Origin of the sequence: Actinacidiphila epipremni, assembly GCF_012034175.1 — a bacterium.
Lineage (GTDB): Bacteria > Actinomycetota > Actinomycetes > Streptomycetales > Streptomycetaceae > Actinacidiphila > Actinacidiphila epipremni.
Genome location: NZ_JAATEJ010000002.1, coordinates 67,911 through 87,072, shown reverse-complemented (window position 1 = coordinate 87,072; position 19,162 = coordinate 67,911). Strand labels below are relative to the sequence as shown.

At 76.0% G+C, this 19,162-nt stretch carries 14 protein-coding genes; 8 read left to right on the top strand and 6 right to left on the bottom strand.

The genetic code is table 11. The annotated features are described in order from the left end of the window. Window positions 1-103: 103 nt before the first annotated feature. A complete protein-coding gene (locus tag HCN08_RS03270) occupies window positions 104-2,188 on the bottom strand; it encodes a DEAD/DEAH box helicase (RefSeq protein WP_167981320.1) in 2,085 nt (694 codons plus the stop codon). A 364-nt stretch (window positions 2,189-2,552) separates the two neighbouring features. Between HCN08_RS03270 and HCN08_RS03265 the strand changes: the two genes are divergently transcribed. Beyond that, complete coding sequence (locus HCN08_RS03265; protein ID WP_407648656.1) at window positions 2,553-3,344, top strand: ferritin-like fold-containing protein; 792 nt, start codon at window positions 2,553-2,555, stop codon at window positions 3,342-3,344. Between the two features lie 68 nt (window positions 3,345-3,412). Here HCN08_RS03265 and HCN08_RS03260 read toward each other — a convergent pair whose 3' ends face one another. The 4 genes from HCN08_RS03260 to HCN08_RS03245 all read right to left on the bottom strand — a co-directional run bounded on the left by HCN08_RS03260 (window position 3,413) and on the right by HCN08_RS03245 (window position 5,390). Further along, on the bottom strand, window positions 3,413-3,691 hold the full coding sequence (locus tag HCN08_RS03260; RefSeq protein ID WP_167981318.1) for a hypothetical protein: 279 nt from the start codon (window positions 3,689-3,691) through the stop codon (window positions 3,413-3,415). A gap of 155 nt (window positions 3,692-3,846) precedes the next feature. After that, a complete protein-coding gene (locus tag HCN08_RS35015; RefSeq protein ID WP_167981317.1) occupies window positions 3,847-4,077 on the bottom strand; it encodes a DUF3107 domain-containing protein in 231 nt (76 codons plus the stop codon). Window positions 4,078-4,225: 148 nt separating this feature from the next. Further along, on the bottom strand, window positions 4,226-4,873 hold the full coding sequence (locus HCN08_RS03250; RefSeq protein WP_167981316.1) for a TetR/AcrR family transcriptional regulator: 648 nt from the start codon (window positions 4,871-4,873) through the stop codon (window positions 4,226-4,228). A 256-nt stretch (window positions 4,874-5,129) separates the two neighbouring features. Next, entirely contained in the window at window positions 5,130-5,390 is a 261-nt protein-coding gene (locus tag HCN08_RS03245) for a hypothetical protein (protein WP_240969740.1), read from the bottom strand. Between the two features lie 283 nt (window positions 5,391-5,673). Between HCN08_RS03245 and HCN08_RS03240 the strand changes: the two genes are divergently transcribed. From HCN08_RS03240 to moeZ, 7 genes are all read left to right on the top strand, one after another. Continuing rightward, window positions 5,674-6,723 (top strand): alpha/beta fold hydrolase, encoded by a 1,050-nt coding sequence (locus HCN08_RS03240; protein ID WP_167981315.1) that lies wholly within the window; start codon window positions 5,674-5,676, stop codon window positions 6,721-6,723. 455 nt (window positions 6,724-7,178) lie between these two features. Next, window positions 7,179-8,384: a DUF3152 domain-containing protein gene (locus HCN08_RS36395; protein ID WP_322974196.1), complete on the top strand. Its 1,206-nt coding sequence runs from the start codon at window positions 7,179-7,181 to the stop codon at window positions 8,382-8,384. Window positions 8,385-8,636: 252 nt separating this feature from the next. Next, entirely contained in the window at window positions 8,637-10,343 is a 1,707-nt protein-coding gene (locus HCN08_RS03230) for a DUF3492 domain-containing protein (protein WP_167981314.1), read from the top strand. A gap of 905 nt (window positions 10,344-11,248) precedes the next feature. Continuing rightward, window positions 11,249-12,217, top strand: a complete 969-nt coding sequence (locus tag HCN08_RS03225) for a hypothetical protein (protein WP_167981313.1) — start codon at window positions 11,249-11,251, stop codon at window positions 12,215-12,217. Window positions 12,218-12,728: 511 nt separating this feature from the next. Further along, window positions 12,729-13,646 (top strand): NAD-dependent epimerase/dehydratase family protein, encoded by a 918-nt coding sequence (locus tag HCN08_RS03220; protein WP_167981312.1) that lies wholly within the window; start codon window positions 12,729-12,731, stop codon window positions 13,644-13,646. Next, complete coding sequence (locus tag HCN08_RS03215; RefSeq protein ID WP_167981311.1) at window positions 13,634-14,473, top strand: spherulation-specific family 4 protein; 840 nt, start codon at window positions 13,634-13,636, stop codon at window positions 14,471-14,473. The genes HCN08_RS03220 and HCN08_RS03215 overlap by 13 nt, the downstream gene beginning before the upstream one ends. Window positions 14,474-14,601: 128 nt before the next feature. After that, window positions 14,602-15,780 (top strand): adenylyltransferase/sulfurtransferase MoeZ, encoded by a 1,179-nt coding sequence (moeZ, locus tag HCN08_RS03210; RefSeq protein WP_167981310.1) that lies wholly within the window; start codon window positions 14,602-14,604, stop codon window positions 15,778-15,780. Between the two features lie 139 nt (window positions 15,781-15,919). Here moeZ and HCN08_RS03205 read toward each other — a convergent pair whose 3' ends face one another. Beyond that, window positions 15,920-18,625, bottom strand: coding sequence for a lysylphosphatidylglycerol synthase transmembrane domain-containing protein (locus tag HCN08_RS03205; protein WP_407648677.1), 2,706 nt, complete (start codon window positions 18,623-18,625; stop codon window positions 15,920-15,922). Window positions 18,626-19,162 lie beyond the last annotated feature (537 nt).

The following is a 19,162-nucleotide window of genomic DNA, read 5'->3' as shown; positions in this document are numbered from 1 at the left end:
GAGATTACGCGGTGCATATGTCCGACAGGTTGCCGCTCGACGCGAAACACCCCCGGCCGGTGCGGCCGGGGGTGTCCACGCTGACCTCACGCGTGCCGCTCCGTCAGCCCTCGTCGGCCACGGCGACGGCCTTACGCGTCCGGCGCCGCGGCGCCTTGGGCGCTTCCTCGCCCTCCGGCGCACCTGCGGGCGCGGGCACCTCCGCCGAAGCGGCGGTCTTACGCGTCCGCCGCCGCGGCGCCTTGGGGGCTTCCTCGGCTGCGGCGGCCGGTGCCGGGACCTCGGCGGTTGCCGCGGTCTTACGGGTCCGGCGGCGCGGGGCCGCCTCGGTCACCTCGGCGTCGGCGGCCTGCGCCTCGGCGACGACCTCCGTCGTAGCGGCGGCCTTGCGGGTACGCCGCCGGGGTGCCTTGGGGGCTTCCTCGGGTGCGGCGGCCGGTGCGGGGACCTCGGCGGTTGCCGCGGTCTTGCGGGTCCGGCGGCGTGGGGCCTTCGGCTCCTCGGCGGGGTCGGCCGCCGGCTCCGCCGCCGGTGTCACCGGCGCGGCGACGGGAGCGGCCTCGGCGGGCAGCGGCTCGGCCGGAGCGGCAGAAGCGGCGGACGGGGCGCCCGCGCGGGTCCTGCGGCGGCGGCGCGGAGTGCGCGGGGCGGCGCCGGGCTCGTCGGTGAGCGCGGCCGGCTCGGAGACCGCCGTGGCGGACCCGGCGGTCGCCGGCGTGCCCTCGGCGGGCGCCTCGGCCTGGCCGCCACGGGTGCGGCGGCGCTGCCGCGGGGTGCGGGTGCGGGGCTGGCGCTCCTCGGCCGGCGCGGCGCCCGGCCGGCCGCCGCCACCGCCCTTGCGGCCACCGCCGCGCGGCCCGCGGCCACCGGTCTCGCCGAGGTCCTCGACCTCTTCCGCGTCGAGGCCGGCGCGGGTGCGCTCGGCCCGGGGCAGTATCCCCTTCGTGCCGGCGGGGATCCGCAGCAGCTCGTACAGGTGCGGAGACGTCGAATACGTCTCCTCCGGGTCGTTGAACGGCAGGTCCAGCGCCTTGTTGATCAGCTGCCAGCGCGGGATGTCGTCCCAGTCGACCAGCGTGATCGCCGTACCCGTCGCCCCGGCGCGCCCGGTGCGGCCGATGCGGTGCAGATACGTCTTCTCGTCCTCGGGCGTCTGGTAGTTGATCACATGCGTGACGCCCTCGACGTCGATGCCGCGCGCGGCGACATCGGTGCACACCAGCACATCGACCTTGCCGTTGCGGAACGCCCGCAGCGCCTGCTCGCGCGCGCCCTGCCCGAGGTCGCCGTGCACCGCGCCGGAGGCGAACCCGCGGCGCTCCAGCTGCTCGGCGACGTCCGCGGCGGTGCGCTTGGTGCGGCAGAAGATCATCGCCAGGCCCCGGCCCTCGGCCTGGAGCACCCGCGCGACCAGCTCGACCTTGTCCAGGGAGTGCGCGCGGAAGATGTGCTGCGTGGTCGAGGCGACCGTCGCGCCCTCGTCGTCCGGGGCGGTCGCGCTGATGTGGGTGGGCTGCGACATGTAGCGGCGGGCCAGGTTGATGACCGCGCCCGGCATGGTCGCCGAGAACAGCATCGTCTGCCGCCTGGCCGGCAGCATCGCCATGATCTTCTCGACGTCCGGCAGGAAGCCGAGGTCGAGCATCTCGTCGGCCTCGTCCAGCACGAGCGCGCGCACGTGCTTGAGGTTGAGCTTCTTCTGGCCCGCGAGGTCCAGCAGCCGGCCCGGGGTGCCGACGACCACGTCGACGCCCTTCTTCAGCGCCTCGACCTGCGGCTCGTACGCCCGGCCGCCGTAGATGGCGTGCACCCGGACCGCGCGGACCTTGCCGGCGGTCAGCAGGTCGTTGGTGACCTGCTGGCACAGCTCACGGGTGGGGACGACGACGAGCGCCTGCGGGGCGTCGGTCAGCTGCTCGGGCGTCGCGCGCCCGGCCTCGACGTCGGCGGCGACGGTGACCCGCTCCAGCAGCGGAAGGCCGAAGCCCAGCGTCTTGCCGGTGCCGGTCTTGGCCTGGCCGATGACGTCGCTGCCCGCGAGGGCGACCGGGAGCGTCATCTCCTGGATCGGGAAGGGAGTGGTGATGCCGACGGCCTCCAGGGCCTCGGCCGTCTCGGGAAGGATGCCAAGACTGCGGAAAGTAGTGGTGGTGGTCAGGATGCTTGCCTCTTCTGTGTGACGCGGCACTTTTCGGCGAGGGGGTCGAGTGGCCGGAGTCGCCGGACTTGCCGGCGCGCCGGTCACTGACCGCGCAGATGTGTCGTACAGCCTGCGAAGGGCTGTGGAGCGCGGGACCGCTGCTCTCGCCCTTGCCGCGAGTGGGCCCCTCCCGATGGCGGGAGGGCGGTCGGGTCGGAGCCGATCGGGCCACCGACCGGGCATCCAGGGTGTTGCACACGTCGCCCGCCGAGGATCGCGAAACTGGCCGATGAGCGGCGGGTGCATTACCACTCTACCCCGGAAACACGTAGCTGCACCCGATCAAATGTTTCGTTCGGGACATCATCGGGTCACGCGGAGGGTGTCGGTCCCCGGTCGGGACTTGGTTATTGTGCGCTCCATGGAGACGCCTGACGACACCACCAAGCCCACCCCGACGCCGCCCGCCGCCGAGACCGCCGGGACGTCCGAGCCCGCCGCGCCGGCCACCGGGATCGCCGCGCAGGACTGGGCCTCGGCCTCCGCCGACCCGCGCTACCGCGCCGCCGTCGTCGACCTGCTCGGCGCGCTCGCCTACGGGGAGCTCGCCGCTTTCGAACGGCTCGCGGAGGACGCCAAGCTCGCGCCGACCCTGGAGGACAAGGCGGAGCTGGCGGCGATGGCCGCCGCCGAGTTCCAGCACTTCGCGCAGCTGCGGGACCGGCTCACCGAGGTGGGCGAAGCGGCGGTCGAGGCGATGGAGCCGTTCAGCACCGCGCTGGACGACTTCCACCGCCAGACCGCGCCGTCGGACTGGCTGGAGGGCCTGGTCAAGGCGTACGTCGGCGACTCGATCGCGTCCGACTTCTACCGCGAGGTCGCCGTCCGGCTCGACAGCGACACCCGCACCCTGGTGCTCGCCGTCCTCGACGACACCGGGCACGCCACCTTCGCCGTCGAGAAGGTCCGGGCCGCCATCGACGCCGACCCGCGCGTCGGCGGCCGGCTCGCCCTGTGGGCCCGCCGGCTCATGGGCGAGGCGCTCTCCCAGGCCCAGCGGGTCGTCGCCGACCGCGACGCCCTGTCGACGATGCTCGTGGGGGGCGTCGCCGACGGCTTCGACCTGGCCGAGGTCGGCCGGATGTTCTCCCGGATCACCGAGGCCCACACCAAGCGGATGGCGGCCCTGGGGCTGGCCGCGTAACGCCGCGCGCGAGGCGGCGCGGGTCCGGTTGACGCCGGCCCCCGTGGGCGCCGGTCCGGTGACGCGGGTCACGCCCCCGGGGTCGTGATCTTGGCGTGCCGGCCGCGGCGGGCGGGGCTCGCCAGGACGCTCAGGCCCGCCGCCGCCGTCGCGAAGGACGCGGCGAAGGTGAGCTCGGGGCGGGCGCCGCCGAAGATCGTGTAGCCCACCAGGCCGCCGGTCAGGGCGGCGACCACGCCGGTGAGCAGCAGCAGGCCGGCCGCCGGCAGCCGGGAGGGGAACAGCCGCGCGGCGGCGAAGGCGGCGAGCAGGCCGAGTGCCGTATAGCCGGCGATCTGCCAGAGCATCAGATTCCCCTCCAATGACACGGTGGTACGGACCGGTGCACTGAGGTCCTACCCCCGCGGGGAGCCGCGTGAAACGGGGCACCGCGCGAAACGGCGGCACGAACGAGGGGGCGGCAACCGGACTGGCCGGTTGCCGCCCCCTCGCTGACGTGACGTCAGAGAGCCGCGCCGAAGCCGACCCTGCGGGCGGCCGACTCGCCGATCTCGACGTAGGCCAGCCGGTCGGCGGGCACGAGCACCTTGCGGCCGTGCTCGTCCACCAGGCTGAGCAGCTTCGCGTCGCCCGACAGCGCGTCGGCGACGGCCTTCTCGACCTCGTCCGCCGACTGAGAGCTCTCGATGCTGATCTCGCGCGGCGCGTGCAGCACGCCGATCTTGACCTCCACGGCTTGGGTCCCTCCGATGGGCTGGCGGTGTGCGCGGAATGTCGCGCCGTACGCTGCCCAGACTAGCCCGGCCGGCGGGCATGCGTGGCGCGCAGGACCGGCTCGGGAGTCGCGCGGGACCCGGCGCACGACCGGGCGCAGGACCGGCTCAGGAGTGGTGGCCGCCCTCGGCGCCGTGCAGCGGGAAGCCGGCGATGCCGCGCCAGGCCAGCGACGTCAGCAGCTGCACCGCGGTGTCGCGCGGCACATCGCTGCGGCTGGCCAGCCAGTAGCGGGCCACCACCTGCGAGACGCCGCCCAGGCCCACCGCGAGCAGCATCGACTGCTCGCGCGACAGCCCGGTGTCCTCCGAGATGACCTCGCTGATCGCCTCGGCGCACTGCAACGACACCTTGTCGACCCGCTCGCGCACCGCCGGCTCGTTCGTCAGGTCGGACTCGAAGACCAGCCGGAAGGCGCCGCCCTCGTCCTCGACGTACGCGAAGTACGCGTCCATCGTCGCCTCGACGCGCTTCTTGTTGTCCGTCGTGGACTCCAGCGCGCCGCGCACCGACTGCAGCAGGGCCTCGCAGTGCTGGTCCAGCAGCGCCAGATACAGCTCCAGCTTGCCCGGGAAGTGCTGGTAGAGCACCGGCTTGCTGACGCCGGCCCGCTCGGCGATGTCGTCCATCGCGGCGGCGTGGTAACCCTGCGCGACGAACACTTCCTGGGCGGCCCCCAGCAACTGCTCGCGTCGGGCCCGGCGGGGCAGGCGGGTGCCGCGCGGTCGTGCGTGAGTCTGCTCGATGGCTGTCACGCCGCCTCCCAATTCTGCGGAACGAACGGATGAACGAACGAAAGAACGCTGCGCTGGCCATCGTACTTTTGGGTAACGACCCTGTGCGCCGTACGAGGGCACATTCTCACGTACTGGAATCCGGCGGATCCGGCCGAAACCAGGCGCCGGCCCGGCCCGGGGCGGGCCGGTAACCCCGGCCGGGGCCTCGTGGACCGATACCCTGCGGGGCCCCGCAGGGTATCGGTCCACGCCCCGGCGGGCCGCGCCGGGGGCGTCAGCGGCGCTCCTCGTCCTCGTCCTCGTCCAGCGCGACGACCCGGCGCTGCTCGGCGGTGTCCGCCGGGTTCGCCTCGCCGTCGCGGTCGGCGGGCCGCTCGGTGACCGGCTCGTCGCGCTGCTGCAGCAGCTCCGCGCGCTGCTCGGCGCTGTCGGCCTCCGGGGCCTCCAGGTCCAGGTCGTCGCCGTGGTCGCGCTCCGCGGCGTTGGTGTCGTCCTCGTCGGCTTCCCGCTCGATCCGGGCGATCTCGTCGGACATGGCGCCCTTCCTTCCGTCGGATGTACTCCCTCGCCCCGCCGGCGCCCGGGTCCCGCCGGCGGCCCCTTCCTGGAGCCTAGGAGCCCGCGGCCGGGCCCGCAGCGCGTACGGGCGCCGCCGGCCGGGGCCGCGTACAGGTCGGCTACCCACTGCCGCCGCCGCGCACCATCGCGGCGGCCGGGTCCGGCGTCGGACCCGTGAGCCAGGTCCCGTGGCCGGTTGCGTACGGGCATGTGCGGACCGACACAGGGCCGTCCGCGTGATCGTCTCGTAACATCAATCCATGGCCTCGACGGAATTCCCCCAGCCCGCCGCGTCGCCGGCGACCGTGCCGCCGGCGGGTCCGGTGCTCGCGGACGGGGAGACGTCGAGAACCGTCACGCTGCCCGGCCTCAGCCTGCTCGTCCGCTCGCGCGGGCACGACCTGCGGGCGGCGCACGCCGGCGTGCGCGAGCCGGCGATGTTCGTGCACGGCCTCGGCGGCTCGTCGCAGAACTGGTCGGCGCTGATGGCCAGGCTCGCCGGCGTCCTCGACGTCGAGGCGCTGGACCTGCCCGGTTTCGGCCATTCCCCGCCGCCCGACGACGGCAACTACTCCCTCGCCGCGCACGCCCGCGCGGTCGTACGGCTGCTGGACGCCGAGGCGCGCGGCCCGGTGCACCTGTTCGGCAACTCCATGGGCGGCGCCGTCGTCGTCAAGGTCGCCGCCGCCCGGCCCGACCTCGTCCGCACCCTCACGCTGATCTCGCCGGCGCTGCCCGAGCTGCCGCCGCAGCGCACCGCGCTGCCCACCGCGCTCGCCGCCGTCCCCGGCCTGCCCGCGCTCTACCGCCGGGTCACCCGCGACTGGCCGGCCGAGCGGCGCACCCAGGCGCTGCTGTCCCTGTGCTACGCCGACCCGTCCGTCGTCGGCCCCGCGGAACGCGCCGCCGCGGCGACCGAATACCAGCGGCGGGTGGACCTGCCGTACTTCTGGGACGTCACCGTCCGCTCCACCCGCGGCATCGTCAACGCCTATACCCTCGGCGGCCAGCACGCCCTGTGGCGCCAGGCCGAGCGGGTGCTCGCGCCGACGCTGCTGGTCTACGGCGTCCGCGACAAGCTCGTGGGCGTACGGATGGCCCGCCGCGCGTGCCGCGCCTTCCGTGACGCGCGGCTGCTCACCATCCCCGGGAGCGGGCATGTCGCGATGATGGAGCACCCGTTCCTGGTGGAGCGGGCCTTCCGCGATCTGCGGCAGGAAATGGCCGCCCGCACCCGCGGCGGCGCGGGCGAGGGTAGCGTCTCGGCAACGGCGGAGATGAGCACGAGCACGGCGGCGAGCGGGAGCTGATCGAGGGCGTGGGCAAACACAGCGCGCGGGACGGCCAGGACGGCTTCGGCGGCCCGGACGGCGACGGCACATTCGGCGCCGCCGGTTCACCGGGCGGCTTCGGCTCTGCCGGCGGCCCCGGCGGCCCGGGGCCCTTCGGCGTCCCGGGCGGCCCGGGCGTTCCCGGCGGCCCGGGCGTTCCCGGCCCCTTCGGGCCCGGCTCCCTCGGCGGTGCGGGCTCCGCGGGCGGGCCCGGGGCCTTCGGTGGGCCAGGCGGTGCGGATTCCCCCGGCGGTGCGGGCGGTGCTGGTGTCCCGGGCGGGCCCGGCTCACTCGGCGGGTCCGGTGGCCCGGGTGGCTACGGGACGGCGGCCGGGTTCGGGGCCGCGCCGCCCGGAAGCGCGCTCGGGACGCCGGGGAGCGGGCGGCGGCGGCGCAGTCCCGCCGGGCCGTACACCGAGCCGTTCGACCCGTTCGTGGACAGCGGTGCCTTCGCCGCCGTGCGGCGCCCCGAGCCCGGCGGGCGGCTCACCGGCCACCCCGAGCACCGCGAGCACGGCGCCTGGGGGGACACGCCCGAGGCGTGGGCCGCGGCCGGCGTCCGGGCGGCGCGCCGCGACCTGCCCTTCGACCCCGTCGAGGACTGGGCCGAGGGCTGGGCGGCGCACGACACCGCGACCGCCGCGCAGATGCGCGCCCCGCGCGTCCACCCGCCGGGCCGCACCGTGCCGCGCCCCCGGCAGGAGTTCCTCGACGCCTTCGAGCCCGCCCCGCCCGCCGCCCCCGTACCGCGGGCCGGGTCCGGCGCCGAGCCGCCGGCCGCCGAGGAGCCGCCCGGCGGCAGCGGGGGAGGGGGCGGCCGGCGCCGGCCGGGCCGGACCGGCTGGACGCTCACCGGGATCGCCGCGGCGGCCGTCGTGACCGTCGTCGCCGTCACCTCCGGCAGCCAGCTCACCGGCATCGGCCGTAAGCACCCCGCGCCCGACCCCACCACCGCGGACACCACCCCGACGCCCTCCCCGCCCTCGTCCGCGACGCCCGCCGCCGCGCCCGCGCCCGGCTCCGCGGTGACGCCGACGCCCGCCTCGTACGACGAGCAAATGGCCCGCCAATACCCGCTGGACCCGCGCCTGAAGCTCTCCGGCGCCTTCGAGACCGTCCCCGGGCAGCAGCCCGCGCCCGGCAAGGGCAAGGTGCTCACCTTCCGGGTCGATGTCGAGAAGGGCCTCGGGCTGGACCCGCGGCTCTTCAGCGACACGGTCTACAAGACGCTCAACGACCCGCGCAGCTGGGGCCACGGCGGCACGATGACCTTCGCCCGGGTCTCCACCGGCCACGCCGACATCGTCGTCACCCTCGCCAGCCCCGGCACGACGGCGGCGTGGTGCGCGAAGTCGGGGCTCAACACGACGATCGACAACGTGTCGTGCGATGCGGCGTCGACGCCGCGGACGATGATCAACGCGTATCGCTGGGCCCAGGGGGCGGACACGTTCGGGCCCGGGCTGATGCACGCGTACCGGCAGATGCTGATCAACCACGAGGTCGGGCACCGGCTCGGGCACCACCACGTCGGGTGCCCGGCGGCGGGGGCGCCGGCGCCGGTGATGATGCAGCAGACGAAGTTCCTGTCCCTCGACGGCGGGCCCACCTGCAAGCCCAACGCCTGGCCCTACCCGTGAGCCGCCGCCCCGCGGGGCCGGGCTTTTCCGCCCCGGGCCGCTGCTCGCCGTAGCTCGCGCAATCCCACCGCAAGGCGCAGCCCGGAGCGTACGGGCTCAAAACGCTTCGCGCGGGGAGAGGTTACGCGCCTTCACCCCTTTTGGTGGCATCGCGGACAACCGTCCGTCGTGGCGGGGAGCGGGTCAATACGGTCGTCGCGCCGGGGGTGACAGCAGCTCGTCCGGCGCGACGGACGAGAAGGGCGCGGACCCGTGCGGATTGCATTACTTACCGAGGGTGGTTACCCGTACGCGAGAGGTGAGGGCGGCGCGTGGTGCGACCGCCTCGTGCGGGGCCTGCCGCAGCACGACTTCGACGTCTACGCGCTGAGCCGTTCGCCGCGTACGGAGGCGGCCGGCCGCGTCGGGACCCCGCCGAACGTCCGCGGCTTCCGGCAGGAGCGGCTGTGGGGCCCGCCCCCGCAGGACGACATGCCGTACGGCGGGCGCGCGGCCGGGCGGGCGGCCCGTACCGCCTTCCGGGCCGGCTTCCGGGAGTTCGCCGCCGCGCTCGCCGGCGCCGCGGCGACGAGCCCGGCGCGGCGGGCGGACCGTTTCGGCACGGGGCTGTACGCACTGGCCGAGGTCGCCCAGGACCACCCCGGCGCGCTCCCCGAACTGCTGCGCGGCGACGACGCGCTCGCCGACCTGGAGGCCGCCTGCCGCGCGCCCGGCGTCCGGCCGGTCCTCGCCGACATCGTCGTGACCGAGCTGCTGACCGCCGCCGACCTGCTGGAACGCCAGCTCCGCCCGCTGTCCGCGCCCTGGTACGGACCCGCCGCGCTCGGCTCCGCCGACGTCTGCCACGCCGCCTCGGGCGGGCCCGCCGCCCTTCCGGGACTGCTGGCCAAACGGTTCTGCGGTACGCCGCTCATCGTCACCGAATACACCGTCCGGGCCCGCGAGGCCCTGCTCGCCCACCGTGCCGCCGGACTGCCGCCCGCCGTCCGCGCCCTGCTCGGCGACCTGCACCGGCTGCTGTCCGGCGAGGCCTACCGGCGGGCCGCGCTCGTCACGCCCGGCTCGGCGCACGTACGCCGCTGGCAGGAGCGGTGCGGGGCGCCCAGGGAGCGGCTGCGGACCATCCACCCCGGCATCGACGCGGGGCGCTTCGCGCGGGCCGGCGCGCAGGCCGAGGCGGACGCGGCGGCGCAGGCCGCGGAGCCCACCGTGCACGCCGACCCCACCGTGGCGTGGATCGGCCGCGCCGACCCGGCGAAGGACCTCATCGCGCTGCTGCACGCCTTCCACGCGATACGCCGCGAGGAGCCGCGGGCCCGACTGCGGATCTTCCACCTGAGGGCGGCGGACGAACGTGCCGCCGGCTACCTCGGGCACTGCCGCACGCTCGCCGCGCAGCTCTTCCCCGACGAGGCGGCGGACGCGCACGCGGTGGGGGAGAGCCCGGTGAGCTTCGAGGAGATCGGCTCGCCGGGCGCGCCCGAACCCGCGGACGCCTACGCGGCGGGCGATGTCGTGGTGCTCTCCAGCAGCGCGGAGGGCTTTCCGCTGAGCCTGGTCGAGGCGATGTTCTGCGGGCGGCCCACGGTGTCGACGGACGTCGGGGCGGTACGCGAGGTCATCGGCGGCACCGGCCTCGTGGTGCCGCCGCGCAACCCGCGGGCGCTGGCCGAGGCGACGCTCGACCTGTTGCGCGGCCCCGAGCGCGCCGCCCGGCTCGGCGCGGCGGCCCGTGAGCGCGCCCTCGCGCTCTTCACGGTACGGGCGTGCGTGGACGCCTTCCGTGAGAGCTACCTCGACGTGGTGGCGCACCACCCCGTACGCCACCCCCCGCTGCTGGACGCGCAGGGCGACCCGCGCCCCTTCACCACCCCGCCGGAATCCCTCTCCCCGGCCCGCCTCGCCCCCACCCCCGCCGCCTGGACCTCCGTCCCCGCCACCCCAGGAACCGCCCGATGACCACCCACCCCGACCCCACAAAAGCCCTCCTCCGCCGCCTGACCTCCCCCTCGACGCCGGACGCGCCTCCTCTGCTCCTCCCGATACCGGACCCGGCCCCGGACCGCACCGGCTCCGCCGGGGGGCAGGCGGACGCCGCCGACGCCCTGGCCGGGCCGGTCAGGGGCATGCCTGCGGCGGGCGGTGAGGCCGCTGTTGACGCCGTGGACGGTACGTATGCGGTGGACGGCGCGGGGGAGCCGGACGAGCCGGCCGTGCTGGACTTCACGGAACTCTTCCGCCGCGCGGGCGGCGAGCTTGCCACCTCGGAGGACGAGGGCGCTGCGGGGCGGTCGGCGCGTGAGGCTGCCGCCTCGGGGGGCGGGGATGTGCGCGGGCCCGGGGGGTGCGCGGAGGTTGCCGACTCGGAGAGGCGGGGCGTACGTAGCGCCGCGGAGGCAGCCGCTGAGGGACGCGCCGCGGCCGGCGCCGTGGAAGCCGGGGGCGGACGCGGTGCCGGGCGGTGCGCGGAGTCCGGCGCTGAGGTCGGTCGCCCGGGGGGCGGTGCGGATGCCGACCTCCCGGAGGGCGGGGGCGTACGACACCGCGCGGAGTCCGAGGCCGCCGCCTCGGCGCGTGCGGGCGCGGGAGGGGAGCCGGGACCGGGGCGGGCCGATGGCGTCGGCGGTGGCGTCGGCGGTGGCCCGGAGGGTGGGGGCGCACGGAAGGGCGCCGGGCGCGGGGAAGCGCATGCCGAATCGATTTCGCACCCGGCATCCACCGCGCCCACATCGCCCACCGCGTCCACCGCGTCCACCGCGCCCACCGCGCCCACCGCATCCCCCGCGCCCTCCCCGCCCCCCGCCGGGTCGCGCAAGCCCCCGGGCGTACCGCCGGCCGGGCGGCGCAGGGGGCCGGCGGACCCGGTGCGTGAGGTGATGCACCGGCACCGGGCGATGGCGGCCGGGGCCGTCGACGCGTGGGAGATCGCCGCCGGCCTCGAAGCGTGCGGGGTCAGCGACGGGGAGGCGCGGCGGCTGCGGCACCGGGACGTGTTCGGGCTCGCGGAGGAGCTGTACGCGCGGGTGCCGCGGGCCGGCCGGGTCGTGGCGGTGCCGGAGCGCGGTGCGGCGGACCGGGTACGGCTCGGGCGCCGCACGGTCGCCGGGCACCTGCTGCCGGGCGCCGGCTGCCTGCTCGCCGCCGGGCTGCCCGCGGCGGCCGGGCCCGTCGCCGTACTCGTCGCCGTCGCGCTGTGGGCGGCGCTGCGCGGCGGGCCGCTGCGGGTCGCGCACGGCGCCGGCGCCGCCGTATGGACGTACGGCCTGCTGGGCTTCGCGCTGTACGGGCCGCAGGCCGTCGCCGCGCTCGCCGGGCGCGGGCCCTTCACGGCCGGCGCCGGCATCGCCGCCTTCGCCGCGCTCGCGCTGAGCCTGCTGCCCGCGGCGGCGCTGGCCCGCTGGTTCGCGGTCGCCGCCCGTGCGCAACTCGCCCCGAGCCACGGCCTCGCCGAGTTCGCCGACGCCGTACGGCCGCGGCTCGCCGCCGCCCTCGCCGGGTACGGCGCCGCGCTGGCCGGCCTGCTGCTGCTCGCCGCCGCGGCGGCCGGCTCGGGGGCGCTCGCCGGGCCCGCCGCGCTCGGCGTGCTGCTCTTCACCGCCCGGCTGCTGGCCGTCCACGGCCACCCGGCGCCCGCCGCCGCGGGCCTCGCCGCGGCCTGCGCCGCCGAGGCCCTGACCCTCGTCCTCGCCGCCGCCCCCGGCCACTTGGCGCCGCCCGGCGGCACCGCGGAGGCCGCCGTCTGCGCCGCCGCCGCCCTCCTCCTCGCCGCCCGGGCCTTCCGGCTGCTCGCCCGAGCAGCCGCACATCGCCCACCGGCGTACGAACCCCGCTGACCTGCCACAACCGACCAGGAGAACCCCCCTTGACCAGCCACAACACCCGCCCCCGACCCCACCCCCCGGCCAGCCCCGGCCCTTCGGCCGGCACGGCCGCCGGCGCTGTGCCGGCGCCTCGTTCCCCGCGGGCTGCCGCTCCCGGTGCTGTGTTCGCGCCCCGCCCTTCGCGGGCTGCCGCCGGGGACAGTGCGCCGTCTGCGCTCTGCGCTGGACGGCACGTGGCGCCAGGGGCCACCGCAGCGCCCACTGCTGTGTCGGCGCCCCCCGCCTCGCGCGCTGCCGCTCGCGCGTCCGCCGCCGGGGCTTCGCGCGTCGCGCGGGCCGGAGCCGCCGGAACAACTCACCGCACCTGCACCGCCGGGCGTACCGGCTCCGTCGCCGTGCGGCCCCCGGGCGCGGCCCGTACCGCGGCAGCGCCCCCGAGGGCGCAGGCCACCCGCGCGGGGTACCGCCCCACCGCCCCCGGCGCCGTCACCGGCGGGCGCGGCAAGTCGTGGGGAGGGCGGCGATGAGAGTGTTGCTGCTCGGGGCCGACGGGTTTCTCGGCCGGCATGTCGCGGAGCGGCTGCTTGCTGATCCCGCCGTGCAGCTCACGGCGTTGGGGCGCAGTGATGACGCCGATGTGCGGTTCGACCTGTCCAGCGGGGCGCCCGGTGTGCTCGCCCGGTTCCTGAACGCCGTGCATCCCGGCGTCGTCATCAACTGCGCCGGCACCACGCGCGGGGCCGCGCGGGAGCTCACCCGGCAGAACACCGTGGCCGTGGCCACCGTGTGCGAGGCGATGCGGCGCAGCGGCATCGGGGCGCGGCTGGTGCAGCTCGGGTGCGGGTCGGAGTACGGGCCCTCGCCGGCCGGCTCGTCGACCGGCGAGGACGCGGCGCCGCGGCCGGGCGGCCCGTACGGGGTGAGCAAGCTCGCCGCGACGGAGCTGGTGCTGGGCTCGGGCCTGGACGCGGTCGTGCTGCGGGTGTTCAGCCCGGTCGGCCCGGGCACGCCGACCGGCGCGCCGCTCGGGCGGATCGCCGAGGCGCTGCGCCGGGCGATGCAGAACGGCGAGCCGGAGCTGCGGCTCGGCGGGCTCGCCGTGCAGCGCGACTTCGTCGACGCCCGGGACGTCGCCCGCGCGGTGCACGCCGCGTCGCTGTCGGCGGCGCAGGGCGTGGTGAACATCGGCTCGGGGCGCGCGGTGCGGCTGCGCGACATGGCCGCCGCGCTCGCGCACGTCGCCGGTTACGAGGGCGCCGTCCGCGACCTGGACGACGGCCCGCACGGCGGCGGCGCGGCCGTACCGCCGTATCCGGACGGCTGCGGGCTGTGGCAGCAGGCCGACGTGCGCACCGCGCGCGACCGGCTCGGCTGGCGACCGCGGATCGGCCTGGAGGAGTCGCTGGCCGACGTGTGGATGGAGGCGGCATGCCGCGTGTGACCCGGCCGCCCGCCGCCGCGCAGGGCCGCGCCGCCACGACCGGGCTCGCGGTGCCGGGCCTGGCGCACCCGCTGATCGCCCCGGCGGAGTGGGCCGAACTCGCCCGCCCCGGCGCCCCCTTGCACTGGGCCGCCTTCGACGTCAGCCGCGGCCCCGGCACCCGCCAGGACCCGCTCTACACGGAGGTCACCACCCGCGTCCGTGAGAACGGCGTCCCACTCCTCGGGACGCTGGACGCCGCGTACGGCGAACGCCCCTTCGGCGAGCTGGTCTCCGACGCCTCCCGCTACCTGGACTGGTACCACGTCGACGGCTTCTACCTGGACCGCGCCCCCACCGGCCCGGAGCACGCCGCCGACTGCCACTGGGCCGTCACGACCCTGCGCGCCCTGCTGGACCACGACGCCGGCACCCCCCGCGCGCAGGGCGGCCCGGGCCCGGCGGACGCGCCGCCGTGCCCCGAGCCCCCGCGCCCCGGCCTCGTCGTGCTCGGCCACGGCATCCACCCCCACCCCCGGTACGCCGAACTCGCCGACCAGCTCGTCACGTTCGCCGGCCCCTGGGACCGCTACCGCTGGTCGGAGGCCCCGCCGTGGACCGCCGCCCACCCGCCGTCCCGCTTCGTGCACCTCGTGCACTCGCTGCCCGGCCTGCACCTGGACGGCGCGCTGCGGATCGCCCGCTGGCAGGGCGCGGCCACCGTGTGCCTGACCGACCGCACCGCACGGGAGGGGACCGACCCCTGGGCAGGTCTGCCCGGATACTGGGACCGCCTGGCCCGGGCGACCGCCGCACCGGCCGAGGACCGGCCGCCGCCCACCATGTGACCGGCGGATGTCTCGGTCCTCGGACCGGGTGTCTTGGAATGAAGACCGGCGTGGCAGTGTTGACGGGATGCGTGGGAGACCACGCGCCCGTACCGTCTGAGACCGCCAACCGTATTGCTGAGGTCCCTGTGTCGCTGCCACCCCTGGTCGAGCCGGCCGCCGAGCTCACCGTTGACGAGGTCCGGAGATATTCGCGTCACCTGATCATCCCCGATGTGGGCATGGACGGGCAGAAGCGCCTGAAGAACGCCAAGGTGCTGTGTGTGGGCGCCGGCGGGCTCGGCTCGCCGGCCCTGATGTACCTCGCCGCCGCCGGTGTCGGCACGCTCGGCATCGTGGAGTTCGACGAGGTCGACGAGTCGAACCTGCAACGCCAGATCATCCACAGCCAGGCCGACATCGGCCGCTCCAAGGCGGAGTCCGCGCGTGACTCCGTCCTCGGGATCAACCCGTACGTGAACGTGGTCCTCCACGAGACGCGGCTCGAAGCCGACAACGTCATGGAGATCTTCTCCCAGTACGACCTGATCGTGGACGGCACCGACAACTTCGCCACCCGCTACCTGGTCAACGACGCCTGCGTGCTGCTCAACAAGCCGTACGTGTGGGGCTCCATCTACCGCTTCGACGGCCAGGCGTCCGTCTTCTGGTCCGAGTACGGCCCCTGCTACCGCTGCCTGTACCCGGAGCCCCCGCCGCCGGGCATGGTCCCCTCCTGCGCCGAGGGCGGCGTCCTCGGCGTGCTGTGCGCGTCGATCGGCTCGATCCAGGTCACCGAGGCCATCAAGGTCCTCGCGGGCGTCGGCGAGCCGCTGGTGGGCCGGCTGATGATCTACGACGCCCTGGAGATGACCTACCGCCAGGTCAAGGTCCGCAAGGACCCCGACTGCGCGGTGTGCGGCAAGAACCCGACCGTCACCGAGCTCATCGACTACGAGGCCTTCTGCGGCGTCGTGTCCGAGGAGGCGCAGGAGGCGGCGGCCGGCTCGACGATCACTCCCAAGCAGCTCAAGGAGTGGATCGACGACGGCGAGAACATCGAGATCATCGACGTCCGCGAGCCCAACGAGTACGAGATCGTCAGCATCCCGGGCGCCAAGCTGATCCCGAAGAACGAGTTCCTGATGGGCACCGCCCTGGAGGGGCTGCCGCAGGACAAGCGCATCGTGCTGCACTGCAAGACCGGTGTGCGCAGCGCCGAGGTGCTGGCCGTGCTGAAGTCCGCGGGCTTCTCCGACGCCGTGCACGTCGGCGGCGGCGTGATCGGCTGGGTCAACACGGTGGAGCCCCACAAGCCGGTGTACTGACCGGCGCGACCGGCCGCACGGGTTCTCGCGGCGGGCCGGGTATGTCAGACGTGGTACGGACGGCGGGGCCGGCACCTTCGGGCGCCGGCCCCGCAGCCGTTTCCGCAGCCGTTTCCGTACGGCCCTCCGTCCGTACGGGTTACAGCTCGCCGCGGCGGCTGAGCTGGGTGAAGGACAGCCAGCCGGGCAGCACCGGCAGCCAGAACGTCAGCAGCCGGAAGAACAGCACCGCGGGCGTGGCCACCTCCTTCGGCAGCCCCGCCGCGATCAGGCCGCCGGTCAGCGCCAGCTCCACCGCCCCGACCCCGCCGGGCGTCGGCGCCGCCGAGCCCAGCGCGTTGCCGGCGAGGAAGACCACGGCGACGGCCGCGTAGCTCAGATTCCCGCCGAAGGCGCGTACGCAGCCGTCCAGGCAGATCACGAAGGTCACGGTGACCATCAGCGTGCCGCCCAGGCCCGTCGCGAGCTTGCCGGGGCGCTGGAGGACGTCCAGCATGCGCGGCACGACCCCCGCGAACAGCGCCCGTACCCGCGTCGAGACGAACTTGCGCAGCGCCGGCACCGCCGTGACCACCAGCACCAGCACGCCCGCCGTCAGCAGGCCCGCCATCACGGTGCGGGACGGCGACAGCGACGGCGTCTTCTCGGTGCCGGTGATGAAGCCGAACGTCATCAGCAGCACCACATGCATGCCGAGGCCCACCAGCTGCGACGCCCCGACGCTCGCCACCGCCAGGCCCGGGCGCACCCCGGCCTTCTGCAGATAGCGGGTGTTCAGCGCCACCCCGCCGACCGCGGCCGGCGCCACCAGCTTCACGAACGACCCGGCGATCTGCGCCTGCACCGTCCGCAGCAGCGACAGCCGCTCGGGCACGAAACCGGACAGCGCGAACGCCGCCGCCACGTAACTGGCCGACGCGCCGGCGACCGCGACCACCGCCCACTGCCAGTCGGCGTGCACGATGGCCTGCCCGATCGGCACCGAGCTGAGCTGCGACAGCAGGAAGTACGCGGCGAAGGCGCCGGCGATGACGGTGATGAGGGTGCGCGGCTTGATGCGCTCCAGCCGCACCGGCTCCACCGCGGCCTGCGGGCGGATCAGCAGCACCTGCTGCCGGATCCGCGAGAGCAGGTCCTCCTCGCGGGCCTCCTCCAGGGCGGTCTCTATCGCCCGCTTCTCCGCCTTGCGCTCGGCCTTCGAGACGGCCTTGTCGCTGCCTTCCGCGCTCCCGCCCGCACCGCCCCCTGCGCTCCCCCCTGCGCCGCTCTCCGCGCCGCCTCCCGCCTCTCGGCCGCCGAGGTCCGCGTGCGCGGCGGCCTCCCGGTGCGCCGCCGCCTCCTGCGCCCGCTTGTGCTCGCGGGCCTCCTTCTCGGCCGCCGACGCCGCCAGCACCGCCTCGCGCTCGCGCTGGGCGCGCTCCCGGCCCAGCTGCTTGAGCTGGGCGCGGGTGGCGCGGCTGAGCGCGATCGGCTGGAGCAGCGGCAGCGAGTTCGCCACCGCGTCCGGGCCCAGCACCGCCACCGCCGAGGCCACCGCCCGCTCCGGGCCGACCCGCAGCGCCACCGTCACCAGGAGCTGCGCCACGTCCATCCGCAGCACGATGTCGCCGGCCGCGATCTCGCCGCCGCGCAGCTCGGTCAGGAACACCCGGCCCGAGCGGTCCACCAGCAGCGACTCGCCGACCAGCCGGCGGTGCGCGATCCGCCGCGACTGCAACGCCCGCACCTGCGTCCACGCCTCGCGCAGCAGCGTGTCGGTGATCTCCTCGTCCGCGAGCGCGTCCAGCCGGCGCCCGCCGATGTGCTCGTAGACCAGCATCACCGCGTCCGGGCCGAGCTCGGAGGTCGCGATGAGCTTGGGCGCGTTGGCGCCGGCGGCGATGGCCGCGTACGCCAGCAGCGCCTCCTGCTCCAGGGCCTGGCGCAGCGACAGCAGGCTGCGCCGCTCGTTGATGCCGCCGACCAGGGCCAGCCGGCGCCAGGAGCGGTAGAAGAAGCCGTGCGCCTGCTGCTCGCGGTCCACCACCGTGACGTCCAGCGGCGGGCCGTCCTCCAGCGTCACCAGATAGCCGCGCCCGCGGTCGGTGTCGGAGTTCTCCGGGGCCTCCTGCGCGACCCGGCGGGCGGTCAGCGGGCTGAAACCGACCCGGCGCAGCCCCGCGAGCAGCTGCCGGCCGGTCGGGCGGACGTTCGGCGAGCCGACCGCGTAGATCGTGCCGTAGCCGATCGTCCAGCCGATCAGCACGGTCACCGCGATCGAGAACGGCGTCGTATAGCCGCCGACCAGCACCGCGAAGGCGTCCAGCAGCAGCACGAACCACAGCGCGACCCGCCAGCGCGGGCGGCGCGCCATGCCGACGGCCGTGACGTAGGCGATGACCGGCGCGAGATAGCCGTGGACGGGGTCGGTCATGCCGGTGCCGGAGGGCGCGTTGTGGGTGAGCGCGTCGCGGATCGGGCCGGGCGCGGAGTTCGTCACCCACAGGTCGGTGGCCAGCGCGGTGCCGTGCGCGAGCACGGCGGCGAGCACGCCGTCGGCGATCCGCAGGCCGTCCCGCTTGGCCAGCCGCTCGATCGCGAACGCCACCGGCACGATGAGGACGGCGATGCTCGCCGTCAGGCCGGCGAAGGACGAGAGCACGTCGGGCGCGTGGTCCGTGCCCTTCGTGATGTCGGTCTCCAGGCCCGTCGTCGTGGCGTGCGCGAACCCCGCGACGGCCAGCACGACGGCGATCCCGAGCGCCCCGAGCAGGAACCGCACGAGATCCGCCGGCCGGTGCACCCGCGCCGCCAGCAGCGGCTCGTCCACGGCGACGGGGGTGGGGGCGGGCTGGGGCTCGGGCACGATGGTGTGCGAATGCGGCTGCGCCCGGGGGTGCGGCTCGTCCGGGCCGCCGCCGTGGCTGCCGTTGCCGCCGCCGCTGCTGCTTCCGCCGCCGTTGCCGTTTCCGCCGGGGCCGCCGCCGTGGCTGTCGGTGCTGGGACTGCTGTCGCTTGAGCCGGCGCCGGGGCGGTGGCCGTCGGAGCCGGGCGTACGGGCGTGGGGGCGCCGGCCCTCGCCGGGCGGGGTGCCGTTGGCCGACGCCACGCCGGGTACGTCCGCGCCGGGTGCGTCCGCGTCCGGGCCGGGCGTACGGGCGCCGGGCGGGGGCGCGGCGGGGCGACGGGGGGCGGGGCCGCCGTCCGCGGGGGCCTCGCCGGAACCGGGTGCGGGCAGCGCTGTACGGGCGCGGGAGGCCGCTCCGGCCTCGTCCGCGCCCGGCTGATCCGCTTCCGTCTCTTCTTGATCTCGTATCACCAGTCACCGCCGGGACGATGGTGGCATGAGCACCGTACGGATCGCACCGGAACCCCCCGGTGTCGGTGGTCTGCGGCAGGATGG

What these genes read in the sequence shown, in the direction of transcription:
- HCN08_RS03260 (WP_167981318.1), bottom strand. Translation starts at nt 3,691, where the DNA reads ATGCTCTGGCAGATCGCCGGCTATACGGCACTCGGCCTGCTCGCCGCC.
- HCN08_RS03245 (WP_240969740.1), bottom strand. Translation starts at nt 5,390, where the DNA reads ATGTCCGACGAGATCGCCCGGATCGAGCGGGAAGCCGACGAGGACGAC.
- HCN08_RS03240 (WP_167981315.1), top strand. Translation starts at nt 5,674, where the DNA reads ATGGCCTCGACGGAATTCCCCCAGCCCGCCGCGTCGCCGGCGACCGTG.
- HCN08_RS03220 (WP_167981312.1), top strand. Translation starts at nt 12,729, where the DNA reads ATGAGAGTGTTGCTGCTCGGGGCCGACGGGTTTCTCGGCCGGCATGTC.
- HCN08_RS03215 (WP_167981311.1), top strand. Translation starts at nt 13,634, where the DNA reads ATGCCGCGTGTGACCCGGCCGCCCGCCGCCGCGCAGGGCCGCGCCGCC.